The 22,760-nt window shown below is 61.4% G+C and carries 21 protein-coding genes; 12 read left to right on the top strand and 9 right to left on the bottom strand.

The window, feature by feature from the left end; genetic code table 11:
• Positions 1-71 precede the first annotated feature (71 nt).
• The 11 genes from PFU01S_RS08235 (at position 72) to PFU01S_RS08185 (ending at position 12,275) form a co-directional block, all read left to right on the top strand.
• On the top strand, positions 72-905 hold the full coding sequence (locus PFU01S_RS08235) for an HTD2 family dehydratase (protein ID WP_028687120.1): 834 nt from the start codon (positions 72-74) through the stop codon (positions 903-905).
• A gap of 30 nt (positions 906-935) precedes the next feature.
• Positions 936-2,099, top strand: coding sequence for an acyl-CoA dehydrogenase family protein (locus tag PFU01S_RS08230; protein WP_023534647.1), 1,164 nt, complete (start codon positions 936-938; stop codon positions 2,097-2,099).
• 14 nt (positions 2,100-2,113) lie between these two features.
• Entirely contained in the window at positions 2,114-3,463 is a 1,350-nt protein-coding gene (locus PFU01S_RS08225) for an MmgE/PrpD family protein (RefSeq protein WP_028687119.1), read from the top strand.
• A gap of 20 nt (positions 3,464-3,483) precedes the next feature.
• Positions 3,484-4,683 carry a CaiB/BaiF CoA transferase family protein gene (locus PFU01S_RS08220; protein WP_028687118.1) on the top strand — a complete coding sequence of 400 codons (1,200 nt, stop codon included), beginning with the start codon at positions 3,484-3,486 and terminating at the stop codon, positions 4,681-4,683.
• A gap of 15 nt (positions 4,684-4,698) precedes the next feature.
• Positions 4,699-5,526 carry an HpcH/HpaI aldolase/citrate lyase family protein gene (locus PFU01S_RS08215; RefSeq protein WP_028687117.1) on the top strand — a complete coding sequence of 276 codons (828 nt, stop codon included), beginning with the start codon at positions 4,699-4,701 and terminating at the stop codon, positions 5,524-5,526.
• 157 nt (positions 5,527-5,683) lie between these two features.
• Positions 5,684-6,682, top strand: a complete 999-nt coding sequence (locus tag PFU01S_RS08210) for a TRAP transporter substrate-binding protein (protein WP_023534545.1) — start codon at positions 5,684-5,686, stop codon at positions 6,680-6,682.
• A gap of 63 nt (positions 6,683-6,745) precedes the next feature.
• The gene (locus PFU01S_RS08205) at positions 6,746-7,381 is read left to right on the top strand and encodes a TRAP transporter small permease (protein ID WP_028687116.1); all 636 of its coding nucleotides are present in this window, start codon (positions 6,746-6,748) and stop codon (positions 7,379-7,381) included.
• Positions 7,378-8,661: a C4-dicarboxylate TRAP transporter large permease protein DctM gene (dctM, locus tag PFU01S_RS08200; protein ID WP_027915195.1), complete on the top strand. Its 1,284-nt coding sequence runs from the start codon at positions 7,378-7,380 to the stop codon at positions 8,659-8,661. The genes PFU01S_RS08205 and dctM overlap by 4 nt, the downstream gene beginning before the upstream one ends.
• Before the next feature lie 149 nt (positions 8,662-8,810).
• Complete coding sequence (locus PFU01S_RS08195; RefSeq protein WP_028687115.1) at positions 8,811-10,403, top strand: argininosuccinate lyase; 1,593 nt, start codon at positions 8,811-8,813, stop codon at positions 10,401-10,403.
• A 340-nt stretch (positions 10,404-10,743) separates the two neighbouring features.
• On the top strand, positions 10,744-11,436 hold the full coding sequence (locus PFU01S_RS08190; protein WP_028687114.1) for a bacteriorhodopsin: 693 nt from the start codon (positions 10,744-10,746) through the stop codon (positions 11,434-11,436).
• Positions 11,437-11,438: 2 nt separating this feature from the next.
• Positions 11,439-12,275: a beta-carotene 15,15'-dioxygenase, Brp/Blh family gene (locus PFU01S_RS08185; protein ID WP_033736847.1), complete on the top strand. Its 837-nt coding sequence runs from the start codon at positions 11,439-11,441 to the stop codon at positions 12,273-12,275.
• Positions 12,276-12,467: 192 nt separating this feature from the next.
• On the opposite strand, the gene PFU01S_RS08180 is transcribed toward PFU01S_RS08185, so the two are convergent.
• The 4 genes from PFU01S_RS08180 to PFU01S_RS08165 all read right to left on the bottom strand — a co-directional run bounded on the left by PFU01S_RS08180 (position 12,468) and on the right by PFU01S_RS08165 (position 15,946).
• Positions 12,468-13,658, bottom strand: a complete 1,191-nt coding sequence (locus PFU01S_RS08180; RefSeq protein WP_154665193.1) for a hypothetical protein — start codon at positions 13,656-13,658, stop codon at positions 12,468-12,470.
• 455 nt (positions 13,659-14,113) lie between these two features.
• The gene (locus tag PFU01S_RS08175; protein WP_028687112.1) at positions 14,114-14,377 is read right to left on the bottom strand and encodes a DUF3077 domain-containing protein; all 264 of its coding nucleotides are present in this window, start codon (positions 14,375-14,377) and stop codon (positions 14,114-14,116) included.
• Between the two features lie 88 nt (positions 14,378-14,465).
• Positions 14,466-14,708 carry a hypothetical protein gene (locus PFU01S_RS22610; RefSeq protein WP_028687111.1) on the bottom strand — a complete coding sequence of 81 codons (243 nt, stop codon included), beginning with the start codon at positions 14,706-14,708 and terminating at the stop codon, positions 14,466-14,468.
• Positions 14,709-15,175: 467 nt separating this feature from the next.
• Positions 15,176-15,946 carry a nuclease-related domain-containing protein gene (locus PFU01S_RS08165; RefSeq protein WP_028687110.1) on the bottom strand — a complete coding sequence of 257 codons (771 nt, stop codon included), beginning with the start codon at positions 15,944-15,946 and terminating at the stop codon, positions 15,176-15,178.
• 233 nt (positions 15,947-16,179) lie between these two features.
• Here PFU01S_RS08165 and PFU01S_RS08160 point away from each other — a divergent pair, with 233 nt between their 5' ends.
• Positions 16,180-17,181 (top strand): restriction endonuclease, encoded by a 1,002-nt coding sequence (locus tag PFU01S_RS08160; protein WP_028687109.1) that lies wholly within the window; start codon positions 16,180-16,182, stop codon positions 17,179-17,181.
• A 147-nt stretch (positions 17,182-17,328) separates the two neighbouring features.
• Here the strand turns inward: PFU01S_RS08160 and PFU01S_RS08155 are convergent, their stop codons facing one another.
• The 5 genes from PFU01S_RS08155 to PFU01S_RS08135 form a co-directional block, all read right to left on the bottom strand.
• Positions 17,329-17,592 (bottom strand): DUF3077 domain-containing protein, encoded by a 264-nt coding sequence (locus PFU01S_RS08155; protein ID WP_028687108.1) that lies wholly within the window; start codon positions 17,590-17,592, stop codon positions 17,329-17,331.
• Positions 17,593-17,680: 88 nt separating this feature from the next.
• The gene (locus PFU01S_RS22605; protein WP_028687107.1) at positions 17,681-17,923 is read right to left on the bottom strand and encodes a hypothetical protein; all 243 of its coding nucleotides are present in this window, start codon (positions 17,921-17,923) and stop codon (positions 17,681-17,683) included.
• A gap of 1,022 nt (positions 17,924-18,945) precedes the next feature.
• Entirely contained in the window at positions 18,946-19,881 is a 936-nt protein-coding gene (locus PFU01S_RS08145; RefSeq protein WP_028687106.1) for a restriction endonuclease, read from the bottom strand.
• Between the two features lie 20 nt (positions 19,882-19,901).
• Positions 19,902-21,218, bottom strand: coding sequence for a restriction endonuclease subunit S (locus tag PFU01S_RS08140; protein WP_028687105.1), 1,317 nt, complete (start codon positions 21,216-21,218; stop codon positions 19,902-19,904).
• A complete protein-coding gene (locus PFU01S_RS08135; RefSeq protein ID WP_028687104.1) occupies positions 21,215-22,756 on the bottom strand; it encodes a class I SAM-dependent DNA methyltransferase in 1,542 nt (513 codons plus the stop codon). Before PFU01S_RS08135 ends, PFU01S_RS08140 begins: the two co-directional genes overlap by 4 nt.
• Between the last annotated feature and the right edge of the window lie 4 nt (positions 22,757-22,760).

Raw genomic sequence — 22,760 nt, 5'->3', positions numbered from 1 at the left:
CTGTCGCCTGCGCAGCGTCGATGACGCGCCTGCAAGCGGCCTGCCATAACAACAATTCCAGAGGCCCACCCATGCCCACTACGCCCTTTGATTACAGCCCTTGGCTCGGCCGCACCGAGCACGCCTGGGATGTGCTCAGCCGCAACCTGGTGCAGCGCATCGCGGCGACGTTCGGCGAGACCGCCCCGGCCCATGGCGAGGCGTTGCCGCCGCTGTGGACCTGGTGCTTCTTTCAAGACCCTGTACCCGAAGCGCAACTGGGCACCGACGGGCACCCGGCACGCGGGGGCTTTCTGCCGCCGGCTGACGGGCGCAACCGCATGTGGGCCGGTGGCCGGGTCGAGTTCATCGCCCCGCTGGTGGTCGGCGGCGAGGCGCAGCGTACCTCGACCATCCTGCACATCGAGGAGAAACACGGCCGCAGCGGCCCCTTGCTGTTCGTGACGGTGCGCCATGACTACACTCAGCACGACCAGCTGTGCATCCGCGAAGAGCAGGACATCGTCTACCGCGAGCCGACCCCGCCCAAGGCGAGCACAGGCGAGCCTTGTGAAACCGGCACCTGGGGTGAAACCGTCACGCCCACCGCGACCCTGCTGTTCCGCTATTCGGCGGTCACCTTCAACGGCCACCGCATCCATTACGACTACCCCTATGTCACCGCCACCGAGGGATACCCGGACCTGGTGGTGCACGGCCCCCTGATCGCGACGCTCAACCTGCGGGCCTTTCTGCGCGCCAACCCCGGTGCCCGCCTGCGCCGCTACAGCTACCGCAGCCTGCGCCCGCTGACCCTGCCCACGCCCTTCCAGCTCAGCGGCTGCCTCGACGGCCCAGGCCAGGCGCGCCTGTGGGCCGGCAACGCTGCCGGCGTGGCGCAAAGCGCCGACGTCACCTTCGACTGACCCCCTTTCAGCACCGTAGAGAAGCCTGCCATGCACAGCTACGACAGCGATGACCTCAACGCCATCCGCGAAGGCGTGCGCGCCTTGTGCGCCGAATTTCCGGCCGAATACTGGCGCACCCTGGACGAGCAGAAGGCCTTCCCCGAAGCCTTCGTCAAGGCCATGACCGACGCCGGCTGGCTGTCGGCGATGATCCCCGAGGCCTACGGCGGTTCAGGGCTGGGCCTGGCCGAGGCGTCGGTGATACTCGAGGAAGTGAACCACTGCGGTGGCAACTCCGGCACCATCCACGGGCAGATGTACAACATGTTCACCTTGCTGCGCCACGGCAGCGAGGAACAGAAACGTCATTACCTGCCCAAGCTGGCCAGCGGCGAGCTGCGCCTGCAGTCGATGGGCGTGACCGAACCGACCACCGGCACCGACACCACGCAGCTCAAGACCACGGCCGTGCGCGAGGGCGACGACTACGTGATCAATGGGCAGAAAGTGTGGATCTCGCGCATTCAGCATTCGGACCTGATGATTCTGCTGGCGCGTACCACGCCGCTGGCGCAGGTCACGCGCAAGTCCGAAGGCATGTCCATCTTCCTGGTGGACCTGCGCACGGCCATTGGCAACGGCCTGACCGTGCAGCCGATTGCCAACATGGTCAACCACGAAACCAACGAGCTGTTCTTCGACAACCTGCGCATCCCGGCCAGCAGCCTGATCGGCGAGGAGGGCAAGGGTTTTCGCTACATCCTCGACGGCCTGAACGCCGAGCGTACGCTGATCGCTGCCGAGTGCATCGGCGACGGGCGCTGGTTCGTCGAAAAGGCCAGCCAGTACGCCCGCGACCGCGTGGTGTTCGGCCGCCCGATCGGCCAGAACCAGGGCGTGCAATTCCCCATCGCCGAAGCCCACATCGAACTGGAGGCGGCCGACCTGATGCGCTGGCGGGCGTGCGCCGAGTACGACAGCGGCGCCAACGCCGGTGCTGCCGCGAACATGGCCAAGTACCTGGCAGCCAAAGCCTCGTGGGAGGCGGCCAACGCCTGCCTGCAAACCCACGGCGGCTTCGGCTTTGCCAACGAGTACGACGTGGAGCGCAAATTCCGCGAGACCCGCCTGTACCAGGTGGCGCCGATTTCCACCAACCTGATCCTGTCGTACGTGGCCGAGCACCTGCTCGAGCTGCCGCGCAGCTTCTGAAGGAGGGTATGCCCATGCGTGATACCCAAGCACTGGCCACCTTCCTGGCCGACCTGCGCTACCAGGACATCCCGCCCTCCGTGCTGGCGCGTACCGAAGACCTGTTCCTCGACTGGCTCGGCTCGGCCCTGGCCAGCCAGGGCGCGCACCCGGTGCCGCTGTTCGAGCGCTACGCCGAGCGCATGGGGCCACCTGCCGGTAAAGCCCGGTTGATGAGCACCGGCCGTGGCACCTCGCCGTATTTCGCTGCGTTGGTCAATGGCGCAGCGTCGCACCTGGTGGAGCAGGACGACCTGCACAACAGCTCGGTGCTGCACCCGGCCACGGTGGTGTTTTCCGCAGCCCTGGCTGCCGCGCAGGACCTGGACAAGTCGGGGCCGGACCTGCTGCTGGCGGCTGTGGCCGGCTACGAGGCTGGCATTCGCATCGGCGAATTCATGGGCCGCTCGCACTACCGCATTTTCCACACCACCGCCACCGTCGGCACCCTGGCGGCGGCTGTCGCGGTGGGCAAGCTGATGAACTTCGACCAGGCCCAGTTCATCAACGTGCTGGGCAGTGCCGGCACTCAGGCGGCCGGGCTGTGGGAGTTCTTGCGCGATGCGGCCGATTCGAAACAGCTGCACACCGCCAAGGCCGCTGCCGACGGGCTGCTGGCGGCCTACCTGACCGCCGATGGCCTGGGCGGGGCGCGCAACATTCTGGAAGGCGACCAGGGCCTGGCGGCCGGCATGTCCAGCGACGCCGACCCGGCCCGCCTGTCGGACCGCCTGGGCAGCCGCTGGGCGCTGGCCGAAACCTCGTTCAAGTTCCACGCCTCGTGCCGCCACACCCACCCGGCGGCCGATGCCTTGCTCGAACTGATGCAGCGCGAAGGGCTGCGCCACGGCGACATCGCCGAGGTGATCGCCCACGTGCACCAGGGCGCCATCGACGTGCTCGGCCGGGTGAAGGTGCCCACCAGCGTGCACCAGGCCAAGTTCTCCATGGGCACGGTGCTCGGCCTGATTGCCGTGCACGGCAGTGCGCATTTGCTGACATTCCGCGACCTGGCCCTGAGCGACCCGGACGTGGCGGGGTTCCGCGACAAGGTGCGCATGCAGCTGGACCCCGAGGTGGACGCCGCCTATCCGGCCCGGTGGCTGGGCCGGGTAGAAGTGGGCTGCAAGGACGGGCGCCGCTTCACTGCTGCCATTGACGAACCCAAGGGCGACCCCGGCAACACCTTGTCCCGCGCGGAACTGGAGGACAAGTTCCAGCGCTTGCTGGCCTACGCCGGCCAGCGCAGTGCGGCCGACGGCCGTGCCTTGATCCAACGTGTCTGGCAGCTGCGCGATACCCGCTCGCTGGCCGACCTGCCATGACTCCCGCACAGGACCTTGCCATGAGTGCATCTGCCCCCCGCCCCCTGGACGGCATCACCGTCGTCAGCCTGGAGCACGCCATCGCCGCGCCGTTCTGCACCCGCCAACTGGCCGACCTGGGCGCCCGGGTTATCAAGGTCGAACGCCCCGGCAGCGGTGATTTTGCCCGAGGCTATGACCAGCGCGTCGACGGCCTGGCGTCCCACTTCGTGTGGACCAACCGCTCCAAGGAAAGCCTGACCCTGGACCTGAAGCAGCCTCAGGCCGATGCCATCCTCGAAGGGCTGCTGGCCAAGGCCGACGTGCTGGTGCAAAACCTCGCACCTGGCGCTGCGGCGCGCATGGGCCTGGGGTTCGAGGCCCTGCATGCGCGCTTCCCGCGGCTGATCGTGTGCGACATCTCTGGCTACGGTGAAGGCGGCCCCTATGAGAAGAAAAAGGCCTACGACCTGCTGATTCAAAGCGAGGGCGGTTTCTTGTCGGTCACCGGCAGCCCAGGCGAGGAGGGGATGGCCAAGGCTGGATGCTCGGTCGCCGATATCGCCGCTGGCATGTACGCCTATACCGGCGTGCTTTCGGCCCTGCTGTTGCGTGATCGCACCGGGGTGGGTAGCCGCATCGACGTGTCCATGCTCGAAAGCCTGGTGGAGTGGATGGGTTACCCCATGTACTACGCCTACAACGGCGCACCGCCACCGCCTCGCGCGGGTGCTTCGCACTCGACCATCTACCCGTACGGCCCTTTCCCCACAGGCGATGGCGGCACGGTGATGCTGGGGTTGCAGAACGAGCGTGAATGGCAGCTGTTCTGCGAGAAGGTGCTGCTCGACCCGGCGTTGGCCACTGACGAGCGCTTCTGCGCCAATTACCTGCGCTCGGAGAACCGCGACCTGCTGCGCCAGATCATCGTCGACGGTTTCGCCGCGCTGAGCCTGGAAGACGTCGTGGCGCGCCTTGAGACCGCCCAGATCGCCAACGCCCGAGTCAACGACATGCAAGGGGTGTGGCAGCACCCCCAGTTGCAGGCCCGTGACCGCTGGCGCGAGGTGGACAGCCCGGCGGGCAAGCTGCCGTCCCTGCTGCCGCCGGGGCGCAACGCGGCCTTCAGCCCGCGCATGGACCCGGTGCCTGCACTGGGCCAGCACACCGCCGCGATCCTGGCCGAGCTGGGGTATGGCGATGATCAGCAGGCGCAATTGAACAGCGCAGGCGTGGTTTAGTAGAGGAGCAAAAGCATGCCATACCCCATCGTTCGCTCCGCCCTGTTCGTGCCCGGTAGCCGCCCGGAGCGCTTCGCCAAGGCCCTGGCTGCCGGTGCCGATGCCGTGATCGTGGACTTCGAAGACGCGGTCGAAGAACCGCTCAAGGCCCAGGCCCGCGAGCACCTGGCGCGCTTTCTGGGCGAACACCCCGACGCCCGGGTGTGGGTAAGGGTCAACGCACCCAGCCATGCAAACCACGCCGAGGACTTGCAGTTGTGCGCGCAGCACCTGGGCGTGACCACGGTGCTGCTGCCCAAGGTCGAGAGCGCCGCACAGGTGGCGGTTACCGCCCGCACGGGCAAGGCCGTGGTGCCTATCATCGAGACCGCCAAGGGGCTGTTGGCCCTTGAACGTATCGCCGGCGCCGAGGGCGTCGAGCGCTTGTCGTTCGGCAGCCTGGACCTGGCGCTGGACCTTTGCCTGAACACCGACAGCCCGGCAGGCCAACGCTTCATCGACCAGGCCCGCATGGCCGTGCAACTGCATTCCCGGGGCGCCGACCTGGCGCCGCCGCTGGACGGTGTGTTTCCTGCGATCCGCGACCCGCAAGGGCAGCGCGAGGCCATGCGCCATGCCTACGACATGGGCTATGGCGGGGCGCTGTGCATTCATCCAAGCCAGGTGCCGGTGATTCATGAGGCCTTGCAGCCCAGTGAGCACGAACTGGCCTGGGCGCAGCGCGTGCTCGAGGGCAGCGCAGCGGCGGGTGGGGCAGGGGCCTTCCAGCTGGACGGGCAGATGGTCGATGCGCCAGTGGTGTTGCGCGCGCAGCGCCTGCTGGCGTTGGCCCATGCTGGCTAGTGGCTATGGTCCAGGCCAGGCCATGAGGAGCGGCGTTCGTTTTTGCCGAACGCAGCCTTACACAAAAGCAGATTCCCCAAACACCTATACTTGCGCCACCGTAATCTTGGCTACGCTTCCCTGCTGACCTTACCAACAACAATAACAGGTGAAACCCATGTTGAAGCTGACCCAGGCGCTGTTCTGCGCCGCCGCCGTCTCCCTGACCTCGTTCGCTTACGCCGCGGACCCGGTCATCATCAAGTTCGCCCACGTAGTGGCCGACAGCACGCCCAAAGGCCAGGGCGCGCTCATGTTCCAGAAGCTCGTGGAGGCCGATGACAAGCTCAAGGGCAAGGTCAAGGTCGAGGTTTACCCCAACTCGTCGCTGTTCGGCGACGGCAAGGAAATGGAAGCGCTGCTGCTGGGCGACGTGCAGATGCTGGCGCCCTCGCTGGCCAAATTCGAGCACTACAACAAGCAGGTGCAAATCTTCGACCTGCCGTTTCTGTTCGACAACCTGGCGGCGGTCGACCGCTTCCAGCAGGGGCCCCAAGGCAAGGCGCTGCTCACCTCCATGGAAGACAAGGGCATCCGCGGCCTGGCCTACTGGCATAACGGCTTGAAGCAGCTGTCGGCTAACAAGAAGATCCTGCTGCCCAAGGATGCCCGTGGCCTGAAGTTCCGCGTACAAGCCTCCAGCGTGCTGGAAGAGCAGTTCAAGGCCGTGCGCGCCAACCCGCGCAAGATGAGTTTTGCCGAGGTGTACCAAGGCTTGCAGACCGGCACCGTCAACGGCACCGAGAACACCTGGTCGAACTACGAAAGCCAGAAGGTCAACGAAGTGCAGCCGTTCTTCACCGAGACCGACCACGGCCTGATCGACTACATGGTGATCACCAACGCCAAGTTCTGGAACGGCCTGCCTGAAGATGTGCGCACCGAACTGCAGGGCATCATGGACAAGGTCACCGTCGAGGTGAACAAGCAGGCCGAGGCGCTGAACCAGGCCTCGCGGCAGAAGATCATCGACGCCAAGACCAGCGAGGTCGATGCGCTCACCCCCGAGCAGCGTGACGAATGGCGCAAAGCCATGCGTCCGGTCTGGGACAAGTTCGAAGGCCAGATTGGCGCCGACCTGATCAAAGCCGCCCAGGACGCCAACACAGCCTCTTGATTGGCCCCGCCTGCAGCCGCCCCTGCGTGGGCGGCTCAGCCTCATTCTGCGCGGAGAATGCCCATGCAAACGTTACGGCGCGTCTGGGAGCGCTTCGAGGAAGGCATGATCGCCTTTCTTCTGGCGGCCATGACCCTCATCACCTTCATCTACGTAGCGCTGAACAACCTCTACACGATGTTCTACAACTTGGGCGACCGCTGGACCTTTGCCAGCGAGCCGCTGTTGAACATCGGCGATCACCTGATGGGCTACGCCCAGGAAATGACCTGGAGCATCGCCCTGACCAAGGCCCTGTTTGGCTGGCTGATCTTCTTCGGCATCGCCTATGGCGTACGTACCGCCGGCCACCTTGGGGTCGATGTGCTGGTCAGGCGCACCCGCAAGCCGGTGCAGCGTGTGCTGGCCATGGTTGCCTGCGCCTGTTGCCTGGCGTATGCCGGGCTGTTTCTGATTGCCAGCATCAAGTGGGTCAGCGCTGTGCTGGCGGCTGGCATCGGGGCCGAAGACCTGGACCGCTACGGCATCAAGATCGGCCACATCGCGATGATTGTGCCCTTCGGGTTCGCTTTGATCATCGTGCGCTACCTGAAAATCCTCTACCGCATCTACACCCACCGCCAGATCAACCTGGGCCTGGCCGACGAAGCGGCCGAGGCGAGCAAGCTGGCCAACCCCGGTGAGGAGTCGCAGCAATGACCGTTATCTGCCTGTTCCTGCTGCTGTTCATCTTCATGTTCCTGGGCGTGCCCATTGCCATTTCCCTGGGCCTGTCGGGGGCGGTGTCGATTCTGCTGTTCAGCCAGGACTCGCTCAGTTCGTTGGCGATCAAGCTGTTCGAAACCTCTGATAGCTACACCTTCCTGGCCATCCCCTTCTTCCTGCTGTCTGGCGCCTTCATGACCACCGGCGGCGTGGCGCAGCGACTGATCGATTTTGCCAACGCCTGCGTGGGGCACATTCGGGGCGGCCTGGCCATTGCCGCCGTGCTGGCCTGCATGTTGTTCGCTGCGTTGTCCGGCTCGTCGCCGGCCACGGTGGCGGCAGTGGGTTCGATCGCCGTGGCCGGCATGGTGCGCTCGGGGTATCCGAAGGAATTCGGCGCCGGCATCATCTGTAACGCCGGTACGCTGGGCATCCTGATCCCCCCGTCGATCGTGATGGTGGTCTATTCAGCCGCGACCGAAACGTCGGTGGGCAAGTTGTTCATGGCTGGCGTGATCCCTGGGATCTTGCTGGGCGTGTCGCTGATGGTAGCCATCTACATCGTGGCGCGGGTCAAGAAGCTGCCTGCCCAGCCACGTGCCAGCTTCCGCGAATGGCTTACGGCCGCGCGGCGGGCGTTCTGGGGGCTGTTGTTGCTGGTGATCATTCTGGGCGGCATCTACAGCGGCATGTTCACCCCCACTGAAGCGGCGGCCGTGGCGGCGGTGTACTCGGCGTTCATCGCCCTGTTCGTGTACAAGGACATGACCTGGCGCGAGTGCCCCAAGGTGTTGCTGGAGTCCGGGCGGCTGACCATCATGCTGCTGTTCATCATCGCCAACGCCATGCTGTTCGCCCATGTGCTGACCACCGAGCAGATCCCGCAGCAGATCACCCAGTGGGTGCTCTCCGAAGGCCTGACGCCCATCGGCTTCCTGATCATGGTCAACGTGGTGCTGCTGATTGCCGGCAGCTTCATGGAGCCGTCGGCGATCATCCTGATTCTGGCGCCGATCTTCTTCCCCATCGCCATGGAACTGGGCATCGACCCGATCCACCTGGGCATCGTGATGGTGGTGAACATGGAGATCGGACTGGTTCACCCGCCAGTGGGGTTGAACCTGTTCGTGACCAGTGCCGTGACGGGCCTGACATTGGGCCAGACCATTCGCGCAGCGCTGCCGTGGCTGTCGATCTTGTTGCTGTTCCTGATCCTGGTCACCTACGTGCCGTACATCTCCCTGGCGCTGCCAGAGTTTCTCGGCATGCCCTGACCAGCGGCTCGATCAACTCCGCCCCTGCACCGACGCCACCGCCTACCCGGCGGTGGTTTCACTTTCGGCCAAGGGGGCAGGGGTGTAGGTTGACCTTCCAAGGGTGCCACCAACCCGCCTGCCTTCCACAAGCCCCGAGCGGACCCACCATGACAACAACAAGATCACTGCTGTGCCTTGCCATCGCCTGCGCCTGGCTCACCAGCCCCGCGGCCCAGGCCGCCAACACCGCCGACAACCCGTGCAAGACCACCGCCGAATGCGCCGAGCAGGCTCGCAAGATCGGCGCCTTCGTGGAAAAGACCCCCGACGGCCAGCGCCACGGCGAGACCCAGTTCGACTACCTCAACCGCATCAACAAAGCCTCGCTGGTGATGCTCAAGGAAGCCGGCATCGTCACCGCCGAACAGGCCGCGACCATTGCAGGCGGGGTACGCCACGCCATCGACCAGGCCACCCAGCCAGACGGCAAGCGCCCCAGCGATGTGCTGCAACTGGAGCAGATCATCACCAACAAGGTCGGCCCCGAGGCCTCGCTGATTCACTCGGGGCGCAGCCGCCAGGACATGTACGCCACCTACCGCCTGGCCTCGCTGCGCCGCCACGTGCTGGCCTACGGCGACGCCCTGGACGCCACCCGCCAGCGCTTGCTCACCCTGGCCGCCCAGCACGTCGATACCCTGGTGCCGGCCTACACCAACGGCGTGCAAGCCATGCCCATCAGCTACGCCCATTACCTGCTGGCCTACGAGGCCTCGTTCGAGCGCGACGCCCAGCGCCTGCACGAGCTATACGCCCGCCTGAACCTCAGCCCCATGGGCACCGCCGTGCTGGCCAACTCCGGCTACCCCATCAACCGCGAGCGCCTGGCCCAACTGCTGGGCTTTGACGGCGTGCGCGAGAACTCGCTGGACGCCAGCCAAGTCTCGACCTACGACATTCCGCTGGAAGCCGCCGGCCTGGTCTCGTCCTCGGCCATTCGCATCGGCGCCTTCATCGGCGACATTCACACCCAGTACCACCAGACCCGCCCCTGGCTGCTGCTCGACGAAGGGGCCACCTACACCAGCAGCGCCATGCCGCAAAAGCGCAACCCTGGCCTCTTGATGCGCACCCGCGAAGCCGCCTCCGACGTGGTCGGCCTGGCCAACGCCACCACCCTGCGCGCCCACAACGTCACCACCGGCATGACCGACTACAAGGCCGCCTTCGACGACCTGGGCCTGTTCCGCTCTACGGGCGACATGTTCAAGCGCCTGGACCAGGTGCTCGACGCCCTGAAAATCAACGCCGCACGCGCCGAAGAAGAACTGGACGCCGACTGGACCACCTCCATGGAGCTGGCCGACACCCTGGAGCGCAAGCACCACGTCCCCTTCCGCATCGGCCACAGCTTCGCCTCGCTGATCGTCGAAAAAGCCCGCGCCGACGGCACCTTGCCCAAGGACTTTGCCTACGCCGATGCGCAGGCGTTGTTCACCCAGGCGGCGGACAAATACAAATGGAAGGACAACACCCTGCCCCTGAGCGAAGCGGATTTCCGCGCCAGCCTGTCCCCCCGCGCCATGGTGCAAAGTCGCAAGGGTACTGGTGGGCCGCAGCCTGAAGAAGTGCGGCGCATGTTGGCTGAGGCCCAGGCGCGGTTGAAGGAGGATCAGGCCTGGATGGAGCAGCGGCGGCAGAAGCTGGTGGATGCGGATGCGGGGTTGGATAAGGCGTTTGATGGGCTGACGAGGCGGTGATCTGGCAGGGGCGCTTGCTCCGATGACTCGGTGATCTGACAGAAACACGCCCTCCGTGTGGGAGCGGCCTTGCGCCGCGATGGGCCGCATAGCGGCCCCGGCGATTTGAGCTGCGGGCTGAAATCCTGGGGCCGCTTCGCAGCCCATCGCGGCGCGAGGCCGCTCCCACAGTAGTAGATCGCGTGACCTGGAAAAGATCTCAACCGACCCCCGAAACATTTTGAACCAAAAATCTCACCCCCCTCTCCATCCGTAAACGAAGCGGCTAAATAAACCGCGGCGAACCCCGGCATCCCCTTGCATGCACCCGGGCCTTTTACTGCTGGTAGCGGAGCCTCAAATGATCCAAACCCCCTTGCTGATCGGTTTCATCGTCATGGCCCTGGCATCACTGGTCATCTACATCAAAGGCGCACACTACGGCCCGCTTCTGGGCCACACCCTCATCCACGCCGCCGTCCCCTTCATCGCCGGCACCGCCTACCTGTGCATGTACCTGGGCGTCGGCAACCTGATCAAAGTCGACGGCAGCGTCACCTACCTGGCCCGCTACGTGGACTGGGCCTTCACCACCCCACTGCTGTTGGCCGGCGTCGTCAGCTCCGCCTACTACGGCACCCGCGACCTGTACGGCAAAAGCGGCTACATCACCGCCATCGTCACCCTCGATGTGATCATGATCGTCACCGGCCTGATCGCCTCCCTGGCCCCTTACGGCGTGATCAAATGGGTGTTCTTCGCCTGGTCCTGCGCCGCCTTTGCCGGCGTGCTGTACCTGCTGTGGAAACCTGTCGCCAGCATCGCCAGCCAACAACCCGGCGTCAGCCCCGCCTACCGCCGCAACGTAGGCTTTCTCACCGTGCTGTGGCTGATCTATCCCGTGGTCTTCGCCGTCGGCCCAGAAGGCTTCTGGGCCGTGAGCGACGCCACCACCGTATGGGTATTCCTGGTGCTCGACGTGCTGGCCAAGGTCGTCTACGCCTTCACCTCGGAACGTAACCTGCGCGCCGTGCCGGTCGGCCGAGGCTACTGAGCATGACCTGCACAGGGCGCAGCTGGCGCGCCCTTGCGGGGCTGGCGATAGCGGCCAGCCTTGCAGGCGGGCTGGCACCGCTGGCTTACGTGCTGCTGGTCGGGCTCGGGCTTGGCCTGCTGCATGGGGCCAGCGACCTGTACCTGATCGAGCACGGGCAGCGCAGGCGCTTTGTGCTCAGTTACCTAGGCGTGGCCATCGTGTGCGCCCTGGTCTGGCAAGTGGCGGGGGCGCTGGCGCTTACCGCTTTTTTGTTGCTGTCGGTTTGGCACTTCGCCCATGAGGACGAGGTGTTCCAGCGGCGGCATGAGCAGATTGCGCTGGGGCTGTTCATCCTGGGCGGGCCTGCGGTGCTGCACAGCGACGCGGTAGCCCGGTTGCTCAACCTGGCGATGGCGGCCGGTGCATCCTCTGCCTTGGGTGGATGGCTGGCGGTGACGCTGGCGTGTGCCGGGCTGATTGCGTTCGGTGTATTGCTGATGAGTGCCTGGCAACAGCGTGACCTACGGCTGGCGCTGACCTTGCTGCTGGTGGTGGTAACCCCGCCGCTGATCGGGTTTGCGCTCGGGTTCTACCTGCTGCACGCCGAACCCCAAACCCGTGTGCGTGAGCGCATGGTAGGTGCCTTGTCGATGGGCGACTACCTGCATCGCACCTGGCCAGTGCTCGTCGGGGCAGGGGTGTTTGCCCTGGTGGGTGGGGCTGTGTTCTGGCAGCAGGAGCAGACCGGCATTCGGGCGCTGTTCGTGGTGCTGGCGGCGTTTGCACTGCCGCATATGGTGGTGTTGCCGCGTTTTCTTTCGGGGCGCGCAGTGCCCCAGGTGTCGGGTCCGGTTTGACCTGATCGACAGCCCCGGCGCGCAGGTGCGCCGGGGGGGCCGGGGTCAGCGCATCATGCTGCGGCTGAACAGAAGCGGTGGCAGCTGTACGCGGATTAATCAACCGGGGCATAAGGTACGCACAGCCGTCCTAAGACGCTCCGATGTTCAATCAACAATGAAACGAAGAGACGCGTAGCTGCAGGTGCAGGATCAATTCGGCTTGGGCTGCGTTGCGGCATCGTCGCTTGATACAGGGGCGGCGACATGTACCTTGGCGTCGGATAACGCAATACAGCGATGGGCATAGCTGTCGATCTTTTTCAAACCGACATCTCGGTAGCTGGCGGGACAGATCAATAACGTATCGCCGAAGCGGAACAGACGGAACCCTCTGACGCTGTACAAACCATTGGACCCCTCATAGCTTTCCATTTGCCACGTGGCGCTACCGAATACCGCTTTCGGATAATCCTTTTCGCTCAATACATAGCGAAGCTCGGTATTGTCTCTGATCTTGATCAGATTGGCTGCGGAGTAAACCCACAAGTCCAAAAGGGCCGGCAACAGCATCGCATTGACGAAAACGCATCCAAGTAATGTCAATGCGGCTTGACGGATGCGGCGCATCGCATCGCCGTTTGTCAGGTAAAAGGCGAGAACTGGCGCTAGGTACAGCGTCATGATCAGCAAGCAGAGCACGATGGCCCAAATTGCTTCCTCATCGCTCTCTCCGCCTCGCCAGGTCATGATGGCTAGCTGGGCGGGCATGACGCCACTCACCGAAGTGAATGCCAGCAGCACACCGAGCCAGCCAAGGACGGCTGCGTAATAGAGTGTGCGATGAGCAGGTTTGCGCGGGCCAGGCGGCAGTTCCAGCACTTTCTCGTGCAGGGGCCGATTGCGGCGAAGCACAATCAACAGCGCACAAATGGTAGCGGCTACGACGATAGGGAAGAAGTAGGCTGGGGCCATGGTGTAACCAAAGATTGCCCCCAGCAGGTTGAGTGCTAGCAAAAAATAGCCCCCAACCACGATCAGGCCAAAGCGTGAGGCAAGCTTCTTTTCCAGCTCTCTGTCAACGGTGCATACAGACATGCTCATCGTGAAGACCCAAGAGGGTACCGATACGACGATTAGCAGTGAGGCGAGTACCAGCAAGCTGAAGAATAGCCAGGCAACCAAGTTTGAAGGGTTACCTAACGAGCTCAAAATCAACTCGGGGTGATGGATTACCCAGAGGTACTTGGTGAGGAGCAAGATTGAGATAAGCGTTGAAACTACTGGCAACCACCATTTGATATCGGCAAGCAGTTTGAATACTGCTTGCCGGGTGGAGTTGGGGGTAGAGGGGTCGGACGATTGGTTTTGCTGGACGGTTGTGGGCGTAGATTCGGCTGTCATGGGTATGTGTTTCTTCCTTGAGTACGGTTTTGTGATTAGGGAGTGCAAAGACACGTTTAGGTGCCCTGCACGTCGCCGCCTTTGATATTCCGCATGTTGGGTTGTCAAGGGAGTTTCAAAGCAAGCATGGCGATAGGCAACGACACGCGAGGCTAAGGGTAGGGGAAAGGCACCGCAATAGGAACGGCGGATTTCATATGACTTTGAGAAGCGGACTACAGGGAAAGAAAATAATCTGAAAGTTGCAGCTTGCTTTTGAGGTGGAGGCTGTAGGAACGCTAAACTTTCAGTGCTGAGATTACTGGCATGTTGATGCAGCGAATATCTGCGACGTAGCAAAAGCGCGTCCCCGGTGTCTGGATAGTTGTCGCCTCGCCAGATGAGCTCCCGCAGGCTTCAACCACGAGCCACGTCCCGGCGCCATGAGCAGCCTCATTCCGCCGGGGATCTGAGGCTTAGCGCATCATGCCCAGTTCAGCGTCGTCCAGCAGGGCTTTGCCGAGTGCGCAGAGGTAGTGGGCGGCCCAGATCAGTTTGGGTTTGTCTTCCATCAAGCCTTCGAGGGTGAGGTCGCGGGCGTAACCCATCAATTCCGAAGCTTGTTCGCGGGCGTGTTGGCAGGGGATGCCGGGTTCGATGCGGAACAGGGCGTGGGTGTGGTTTTCGCCTTGGTAGAAGACGGTTTGGCCTAGGGTGCAGGGGGTGTGTGCGGTGGACATGGGTGTGGCTCCCTGAAGTTTTTTGGGCTGGCTGTTTTTGTGCTGCAGCTGGGTTACTGCCGTTTTGATTGAGCCAGGGGCTTGAGGGTTAGTGCGTGGGGTGTCGCGAGGGAGGGTGATGGATTTGCAGGAGGGCGGATTCCAGCAGGCGGCGCAGGGATTCGAGCTCGTGCATGGACGCCATGATCAGTGGGGCTGCCGGGGAGCGGGGCTGCATGAGGAGGGCTTGTTGGGCCACGGCTTCGGCGCATAGGGCGTAGTCGGCGGCTAGGGTTAGGGTGTCTTCCAGGGTGGCGGGAGTGGGTGGTGGGTCGGGGACGATTTTTAACATGACGGCTCCTGACGTAGTGGAGCGACCACCTGCTGCGGCTAAACAGGAGGGTGGCAGCTGTACGCGGGTTAGCCGACCGGGACGTCAGGCACCCGGCGCACTCGAAAGTGCCCCACGCACAGCCGCCATAAGGCGACAACACCGATTTCCCGGTATTGCACAGCTGTGGTGTCCGACGTTTTTTCAGGCGGCTAACCTGGTCGCTGGATGTCAGCGACACGGCGAGACTACGGTCGGCTTTTGGGGTGTGCAATGAGAAATGGGCTTGGGGAGTATCTTTGGGAAATGGACTACAGGGAAGGAAAAAAGTCTGAAAGTTCTGGGGGCTTTGAGCGTGTCGCCTGTAGGATTATCAGGTGATTGATGGAGCGATGTTGGGTGGCTTTCTCGGAGACCGTCCTAATTGATGGGAGACGTTTCAGCTCAGAGCACCCGCAGCATGCGAGCACTCTGAGAAGCTTTCTAGGCTAGAAACTCTGCCGCGTTCTGCACTTCGGGAATGTCGAGCATCCCCAGAATTGTTGGCCGGCATTAGCACCTGTTTTGATAGTCCGCACCAGTAGCGCACTGCCGCATTTCGGACATTGCCTGTCGGCTGTGGGATCACTGCGTCGCTTCAGGTTCTCCACGTGCTCGCGGTGCGTTGCAAGTGAAGGTGCCCGCCTTCCATCCAACAGATTTTGAACCAGCGTATCAACTTCAGAGGCCGTGAATACGGGCTGTGTGAAGGACTTGATATACCGGATAAACCTGCTGCCGTGGGTGACATTTGGCGGCATTTCGGTTTTGAACCTGCTATCACCGACGAAGGTGATGATCGAGTGAAGGTGCTCAGGCGCTACCTCCAGGGTGGCTTCAAGGGCTTTCAGGTGTTTATAGTTTTGACGCAGCGGGTTCTGGAACTTGAACGTGCGCTTGAAGAGCTTTTGCGTCCATTGGGGTTGGCGCTCCGAACCAAAAATCCATCCCCTCATGTTTTTAGTTTCGAGCACGAAAATGCCGTACATAGACACGATGACGTGATCGATCTGCGTCGTGCCGTCTGGCGTGTCTAGGGTCACGTTATGTACCCGGTGATACGTTTTGTCATCCAGCTCTAGCCATATGAAAAAGCGCACGAGTAGCTCGCCGAGGTAGCCTTTGGCAGCTGGCGTTTTCAGTATTGAGATGCAGATGACGAGCGGAATGAACCAGCTCAGTGTGCCCCAGTGCTGGCTGAGGAGGGTGGTGACGTCCATTTCTTAACCTTGTGAAGATCGGGATTGTGGTGCCTGGGTGTGACCCGTTTCTTGATTGGGTTGGAAACCAGGCTCCGCCGGTTTGATCGAGCGCAGATGACGCAGCGCAACCCGCCCGGCGGGGCCGCATTATAGAGTGATGGCCAATTAGTTGTACCTGTTGGAATGAGTGCGTTCACTTCCCACACACAGATTGCTAGGTCCCCTCAAAACCAAGGTTAGGAAAACTGCAGATGCCGACCATGTGGATGATCCGAGGCGACGGTGGACGCCTCTATGACGATTTCAGAGACCGCAACTTAGCTGCGATTGGCTGGGGACAGTTTGCGATAGAGGCTAAGCCAGGGGTCTCGCGCAAAGCACTGATTCAGGCTTACAAAAACCTCCAACCTGGCATCAAAGACGCCAGTGCTGTGTCAGGTGCCTCTCAGGTATTCCGATTCGTTAACGAAGTGAAAGCAGGTGATGCGGTGGTCACCTATTCACCTGCAAACAGGACTTATCTCGTTGGGCTGTTCGTGGGCGAATGCGTCTATCGAGCGGACCTAGCGGAAGACGGCATGTCACTAACGCGTGCCGTGGAGTGGTCCCCCCACGAAGTTGATAGGGACAAATTAACCAGCGCTAGCCGCAACAGCCTCGGCTCGACGTTGACGGTGTTCAACGTGGCGGAGGAGGCGCAGAAAGAGCTGCTGGCGCTTGCCAACGGGAAAGTGTTTTCTCCCACGCCAAAGGAAGCGATTGAAGACCCTGAGGCCCTGGAAGACCCCTTGAAAGGCGTTCAAGAGATTGCATTCGAACGCATTAAAGATCAGATCAACGGTTTGGACTGGTCAGAGATGCAAGAGCTGGTAGCAGGCATTTTGCGTGCGATGGGTTACAAAACGCTCGTATCTCCAGCAGGGGCTGACCGGGGCAAAGACATCATTGCCTCCCCTGACGGCTTCGGCTTCGAGCCCCCGCGCATCGTCGTCGAGGTTAAGCACCGTAGCGCGCGTATGGGTAGTAATGAGATTCGTAGCTTCCTAGGTGGACGTCACAAAGATGATCGCGGGCTCTATGTGAGTACAGGCGGATTCACTAAGGAAGCTTTGTACGAAGGGGAGCGAGCCAATGTACACCTGACCATGTGGACCTTGGACGAGTTGGCTCGCACATTGATGGCGCATTACCCAGCTACTGATCCGGAGACCAAGCGTTTGGTGCCGCTGACGTATTTCTATGTGCCGGCGTGAGGCGCCAGATTTGAAGGCGATAAGAAACGATTAAGGCTTAGGCTTGGATCGTCGAATTTCTCACGACTCCTTCAGAGCTCCTACAAGCTTTAGCCACGAGCCGGACCCGGCGCTACGAGCAGACTCGTTTCGCCGGGATCCGGAGGCTCAGCGCATCATGCCCAGTTCAGCGTCGTCCAGCAGGGCTTTGCCGAGTGCGCAGAGGTAGTGGGCGGCCCAGATCAGTTTGGGTTTGTCTTCCATCAAGCCTTCGAGGGTGAGGTCGCGGGCGTAACCCATCAATTCCGAAGCCTGTTCGCGGGCGTGTTGGCAGGGTATGCCGGGCTCGATGCGGAACAGCGCGTGGGTGTGGTTTTCGCCTTGGTAGAAGACGGTTTGGCCTGGGGTGCAGGGGGTGTCTGGGGTGGACATGGGTGTGGCTCCCTGAAGTTTTTTGGGCTGGCTGTTTTTGTGCTGCGGCTGGGTTACTGCCGTTTTGATTGAGCCAGGGGCTTGAGGGTTAGTGCGTGGGGTGTCGCGAGGGAGGGTGATGGATTTGAAGGAGGGCGGATTCCAGCAGGCGGCGTAGGGATTCGAGCTCGTGCATGGAGGCCATGATCAGTGGGGCTGCCGGGGAGCGGGGCTGCATGAGGAGGGCTTGTTGGGCCACGGCTTCGGCGCAGAGGGCGTAGTCGGCGGCTAGGGTTAGGGTGTCTTCCAGGGTGGCGGGTGGAGGTGGTGGATCCGGGACGATCTTTAGCATGTTCTGGTCCTCAGTGGAGCGACCAACGCTTGCTGTCAAACAAGTGGTGGCAGCTGTGCATGGGTTGACAGACCGGTGAAGACCAAACCGGCGCACACGAGGTGCCCCACACACAGCCGCCATAGGCATCCGCGTGTTTGGTCGTCATCAGCCTGTCAAAGCTAGTCGTTGATGTGCAACGACGTGCTGAGACTAAGGGGGCGGAAAAACGACCGCAATGGGAAAGGCGGGTTGGGAGTATCTTTGGGAAATGGACTACAGGGAAGGAAACAAATCCGAAAGTTTAGGGGTTGTTTTAGACGTACTGGTTATTGGTGTGCCGGAGCTTTAGCGCTGCGATTTATGCAGGGTGATGCGGCGGCAAACTGCGTCCTGCCAGGAGGGTGGCAGCTGTACGTGGGTTGACAGACCGGCGGAAACAACAAGATCCGGCGCACGCAAGCGTGCCCGCACGTAACAGCCGCCATAAGGGCGACCGCTTAGTTGTTTACCGCTGCGGCCTGTAAAAGTCGTGTCATTGGGTTGGGTTGGCAACGACAGGGTGAGACTAGGACGCAGAGAAGGCTTATGCAACGGGAAACAGGGGAGGAGAGTATCTTTGGGGAATGGACCACAGGGAAGGGGGGAAGTCTGAGGATTTGGATGGGATGGGCTATTCCTGAGCGTGGTTCCAGGGACGTCTGGGCTGTCGGATTGACGCTGTGTATCCGAAATCTCAAGTGCCGACTCGCGGTCATAGATACATTGATATCGTAGATTGCTGAGCCGGGGTAATTTGAAACAAGTCTATATCTAGTTGTTTTTTATGATTAATAATTGATTGGTCGACTTGCTCAGGATACCAGCTGGAACGCTGCGTGGTCTGGATTCCGATGGATGGTGCTTTTTGAGCTCAGCTTCCATCAGGATTCTAGATCGAAGTTTGGTGGGCGGCTTTTGATGGCTACTCTCATCTTTTAGATTTCAAGTCACGCAGGAGCGCCCCCCTGTTTCGCTCTGGTAGTGGGGGCTGAAGCGTCGGGTCAGCCGAGCGATTCTTCAAAGTAATCGCTGTCGAGCCTGGGCACCTTGTAAAGCTGCGAGCTGATGCTCACCTCGTGGTCGAGCATCAGATTGACCAGGCGTTTGCCATCGACCAGCACCAGCCCCTCAACCGAGCGCGCGAAGTCAACGGCCTGGGCGGTGAAGCCGGAAGTGGTGATGAATACACCGCGTTTGGCTTTCTGTCCGGCCAGGGCGCCATAAAACGCTTGCAGGTCGGGGCGCCCGACGGTGCTCTGCCAGCGTTTGGCCTGCACGTAGACTTTTTCCAGCCCCAGCGCGTCCAGCGAGATCACGCCGTCAATGCCGCCGTCGCCACTACCGCCGACTTGTTGCAGCGCCTGACGATTCGCGCCGTAGCCCAGGCTGTGCAGCACGTCGAGTACGATGTGCTCGAAGCGCGTCGGGCTCGCTTGCAGCAGGCTGTCCAGCAGGTCGCCCGCGACGCTGGTACGCAGCTCGAGGATGGCTTGGTTCAATCGCTCCTGCGGGCTGCTAGTGGCGAGGTCGGTCTGGGCAATCGGCGTTGACGTGTCGTTGCTTTCATCCAGCGAGGCGGCGTCCGGCGCTGTCTTCAGCTTCACGCTCATGAAGTTCACAGCTAGATACTCGACCTGTTCTGCGCTCAACGGGGCAGGGTTGGCCTGAGCGAATGCGCGGCCGGTATCGGTCAGCTGCCAGTAGCCACGCTTTGCGCTGCTGGAATAGCCGGCGCGCTTCAGCCGATCATGCGCCCAGCCTGAGCGGTTTTTATAGGTGGCCTGGCCGCTGGCGATGGTCTCCTGCCGTTGCGCTTCGCTCAGGCCAAGCGCCAGGGCGGCTGCTTCGTGAGCCTCGCCCGCATTGGCACCCTCCGGATGGGCGGCGAGAAAACGCAGGACGGGCTCGATGAACTGATCGTAGGTCGGAACGGACATGGTTTGTTTTCTTCCTGATGTCAGGCTTTGCCTTCCGTGGTAGATCGGCGACCGCGCTTGTCTTTAGGGGCGGCGGCGCGTTGGGCCTTGATGCGATTCAACAGCATGTCGGCTGGTTCGTCGTTCGGATCTTGCGGCACGAGATCGCCTCTGAATGCTTTGGCGAGAATGCTTTGGGTCAGGCGGTCAATACGTATTCTGGCGTCGCTGATTCTGGCTTCCAACCGTTCAGCGAAAGAGAACAGTTGGTCGACGTAACGGACTATTTCAGATTGCTCCTCAGTGGAGGGCAAACCAAACCGGAAATCAGCCAGTTTTTTTGCGTTGATATTTGACTGGCTGACCCCATCGGTTTTGACTTGCCAGCAGTAATCTTTTCCTTGAGGGCTGTTCAGGCAGTAGTTTAGGAAGTCAGAGGTAAGGCGCTCGGAGCACCTGACTCGAATCAGATACCCTGCATAAATGGCAGGTTGTTCTCCCTTGTACATCGCAGTTTTGCCGACCAGCTCAGGGCTGTTTGTTCTGTTGAATAGCACGTCTCCCACCTGCAGAGAGTACTTCTTGATTTCCTCCGGGTTGGAAGAAAAGACCAGGTCATCCCAAACCAAGCGGCCACCTTGGATATTCCCCATTCGAAGGACAGGGATATCTCCGGCAGGTTGAGATTTGGCAGAGCTGCCATATGAAAAATCTAAAGCTACATCCCCGAGGCGAACCATAGGCCATGCAAACTCTTCTGAAGTCTCCGCCGTTGAGCCTTCTACGTCTATTTTGGCGCCGTTCTTCGCGCGCCATTCCTCCGTTAACCGCCCGGAAACCGCGGCGGCGAGCACGGATTGACGAAAGCGTTTGAGCAGCGCTGGGATGCCGTCGATACGGGCTTTCAGGGTATCGACCTGGGCCAGTAGTTCGTCGAGCTTGGTAGCGATGCGGGTTTGTTCAGCTAATGGAGGCAGCCCTATCTCTAAATTATATGCATCCTGCCTATTAAGTCCGGGGATGGCAGTCGATTTGTTAAGGTCGCCAAGCCTAAGAGTCTTCAAAAGATAAAAGCAAAATTTAGGCTCGAGGCATTTGAATGAATCGACATAGTAGGTTGTATCAATAGGCGAGCAATTTTTATCCGAAAAGCAAACCTCTCCGACGCTGCCCTTTCTCCCAATGATAATTGTGGGGGCAACGGAAAGCCACCTCGAGTGCTGGCCGACAATTCCATTCGACCCGTAGACAGGAAACTCTCCACCGTCTCGTACAGTCGCGGGTAATGCTTTTCCGTATTTAAACTCGGAAATGTCACCAAGCTTTACTAGACTCCAGCTAGCAGGAGAAGCACTCATTCTTCAATCCTCACTTCCAACCCCATGACCTCAGCCATCAACTGCTTCTGCGCCGCAACTTCATCCCCCGCCCCTAGCGCCTTCATCAGCTCTTCCAGCTCACGCAGTGCCTCGGTCAATTCAGCCATCGCCTCACCCGCCAGTACTTCCGGAGTGGGCAGGTCGGCAGCATCCAGGCTGCTGTCGTCCTTTAGCCAACTGATATCCAGGGAGTCACCACGCTCGTTGCGGATGTAATCGCGGGTAAAGCATCGGAAGCGGCTGTTTTCACCGATACCTTCGACGTTCTCGGCGCGTGGGCTTTCGCCGTCGGGGGTATAGCCATAGGCGTCCTCGAACGGCTTGAGGTGAGTGGGACCGAATGGGGTACGCTTGCCGAAACTGGGCATATTACTGCGCAGGTCAAAGATCCAAACGCGCTTAGTGCAACCTTCCTCCTGTCGCGGGTTTTCCACGGTGCCCTTCTGAAAAAACAGCACGTTGGTCTTCACGCCCTGTGCGTAGAAGATGCCAGTGGGCAGACGCAGGATGGTATGCAGGTTGCACTTGTCCATCAGGTCGCGGCGGACCTCGGTGCCGACGCCCGCCTCGAACAGCACGTTGTCCGGCAGCACTATGGCGGCGCGGCCACCGGGCTTGAGGCCGCGATAGATATGCTGGAGGAAGGCTAGCTGCTTGTTGCTGGTGCGGTAGGTGAGGTCGTCACGGGTCGGGCCGCCGCCGCCCTTGGCGGTGCCGAACGGTGGGTTGGAAAGAATTACGTCGACTTTTGGCAGGTTGGCGCCGGTTTGCCCAAGGGCGTTGCCCAGGTGCACTACGCCTTCTTCGTCGCCTTCCATGCCATGCAGCAGTGTGTTCATTAGCGCCAGACGGCGAGTGCCGGGCACCAGTTCTACGCCAACAAAGGCGCGATTGCGCTGGAATGCCTGGGCTTTGGCGTCTAGGTCGTAGTAATCGTCGGTTTGGCTTTTGATGTAAGCATCAGCAGCAATCAAAAAGCCCGCTGTACCGGCGGCCGGGTCTTGTATGGTCTCGCCCGGTTGCGGCTTGATGCAGCGGATGATGCTGTCAATCAGCGGGCGAGGGGTGAAGTACTGGCCGGCGCCAGATTTGGTCTCGCTGGCGTTCTTTTCCAACAGGCCTTCATAAAGATCACCGAGGCCGTCTTGGCGGGCGCTGAACCAGTCGATGCCGTCGAGGCTCTTGATCAGTTGCTCAAGGTGGCGCGGTTCCTTGAGGCGAGTTTGAGCATCGGCGTAGATGGCAGCAATCAGCGGGTCCGAGTTTTTGCCAAGGTCCAGCAGCATCTGGCGGTAGTGATTGAGCAGGTTAACGCCGGACTTGCCAGCCAGGTCTGGCCAGCGCGCGCCTTCGGGCAGTTTGTGGCCGAAGCTATCGTTGTTCTGCACCTGCTCATATTCCATCTTGATGAACAGCAGCAGCACGAGTTCGGTGACGTAGTCGCTGTAGTTGATGCCGTCGTCGCGCAGGACGTCGCAGAGGTTCCAGAGCTTCTGGACGATATCGGAGTTGGTCATGGGG

It is taken from the genome of Pseudomonas fulva NBRC 16637 = DSM 17717 (assembly GCF_000730565.1).
Classification (GTDB): domain Bacteria; phylum Pseudomonadota; class Gammaproteobacteria; order Pseudomonadales; family Pseudomonadaceae; genus Aquipseudomonas; species Aquipseudomonas fulva.
Note: the sequence above shows the minus strand (reverse complement) of the source record. Positions and strands in the feature narration are given on the sequence as shown.

What these genes read in the sequence shown, in the direction of transcription:
- PFU01S_RS08235 (WP_028687120.1), top strand. Translation starts at nt 72, where the DNA reads ATGCCCACTACGCCCTTTGATTACAGCCCTTGGCTCGGCCGCACCGAG.
- PFU01S_RS08230 (WP_023534647.1), top strand. Translation starts at nt 936, where the DNA reads ATGCACAGCTACGACAGCGATGACCTCAACGCCATCCGCGAAGGCGTG.
- PFU01S_RS08225 (WP_028687119.1), top strand. Translation starts at nt 2,114, where the DNA reads ATGCGTGATACCCAAGCACTGGCCACCTTCCTGGCCGACCTGCGCTAC.
- PFU01S_RS08220 (WP_028687118.1), top strand. Translation starts at nt 3,484, where the DNA reads ATGAGTGCATCTGCCCCCCGCCCCCTGGACGGCATCACCGTCGTCAGC.
- PFU01S_RS08215 (WP_028687117.1), top strand. Translation starts at nt 4,699, where the DNA reads ATGCCATACCCCATCGTTCGCTCCGCCCTGTTCGTGCCCGGTAGCCGC.
- PFU01S_RS08210 (WP_023534545.1), top strand. Translation starts at nt 5,684, where the DNA reads ATGTTGAAGCTGACCCAGGCGCTGTTCTGCGCCGCCGCCGTCTCCCTG.
- PFU01S_RS08205 (WP_028687116.1), top strand. Translation starts at nt 6,746, where the DNA reads ATGCAAACGTTACGGCGCGTCTGGGAGCGCTTCGAGGAAGGCATGATC.
- dctM (WP_027915195.1), top strand. Translation starts at nt 7,378, where the DNA reads ATGACCGTTATCTGCCTGTTCCTGCTGCTGTTCATCTTCATGTTCCTG.
- PFU01S_RS08195 (WP_028687115.1), top strand. Translation starts at nt 8,811, where the DNA reads ATGACAACAACAAGATCACTGCTGTGCCTTGCCATCGCCTGCGCCTGG.
- PFU01S_RS08190 (WP_028687114.1), top strand. Translation starts at nt 10,744, where the DNA reads ATGATCCAAACCCCCTTGCTGATCGGTTTCATCGTCATGGCCCTGGCA.
- PFU01S_RS08185 (WP_033736847.1), top strand. Translation starts at nt 11,439, where the DNA reads ATGACCTGCACAGGGCGCAGCTGGCGCGCCCTTGCGGGGCTGGCGATA.
- PFU01S_RS08180 (WP_154665193.1), bottom strand. Translation starts at nt 13,658, where the DNA reads ATGACAGCCGAATCTACGCCCACAACCGTCCAGCAAAACCAATCGTCC.
- PFU01S_RS08175 (WP_028687112.1), bottom strand. Translation starts at nt 14,377, where the DNA reads ATGTCCACCGCACACACCCCCTGCACCCTAGGCCAAACCGTCTTCTAC.
- PFU01S_RS22610 (WP_028687111.1), bottom strand. Translation starts at nt 14,708, where the DNA reads ATGTTAAAAATCGTCCCCGACCCACCACCCACTCCCGCCACCCTGGAA.
- PFU01S_RS08165 (WP_028687110.1), bottom strand. Translation starts at nt 15,946, where the DNA reads ATGGACGTCACCACCCTCCTCAGCCAGCACTGGGGCACACTGAGCTGG.
- PFU01S_RS08160 (WP_028687109.1), top strand. Translation starts at nt 16,180, where the DNA reads ATGCCGACCATGTGGATGATCCGAGGCGACGGTGGACGCCTCTATGAC.
- PFU01S_RS08155 (WP_028687108.1), bottom strand. Translation starts at nt 17,592, where the DNA reads ATGTCCACCCCAGACACCCCCTGCACCCCAGGCCAAACCGTCTTCTAC.
- PFU01S_RS22605 (WP_028687107.1), bottom strand. Translation starts at nt 17,923, where the DNA reads ATGCTAAAGATCGTCCCGGATCCACCACCTCCACCCGCCACCCTGGAA.
- PFU01S_RS08145 (WP_028687106.1), bottom strand. Translation starts at nt 19,881, where the DNA reads ATGTCCGTTCCGACCTACGATCAGTTCATCGAGCCCGTCCTGCGTTTT.
- PFU01S_RS08140 (WP_028687105.1), bottom strand. Translation starts at nt 21,218, where the DNA reads ATGAGTGCTTCTCCTGCTAGCTGGAGTCTAGTAAAGCTTGGTGACATT.
- PFU01S_RS08135 (WP_028687104.1), bottom strand. Translation starts at nt 22,756, where the DNA reads ATGACCAACTCCGATATCGTCCAGAAGCTCTGGAACCTCTGCGACGTC.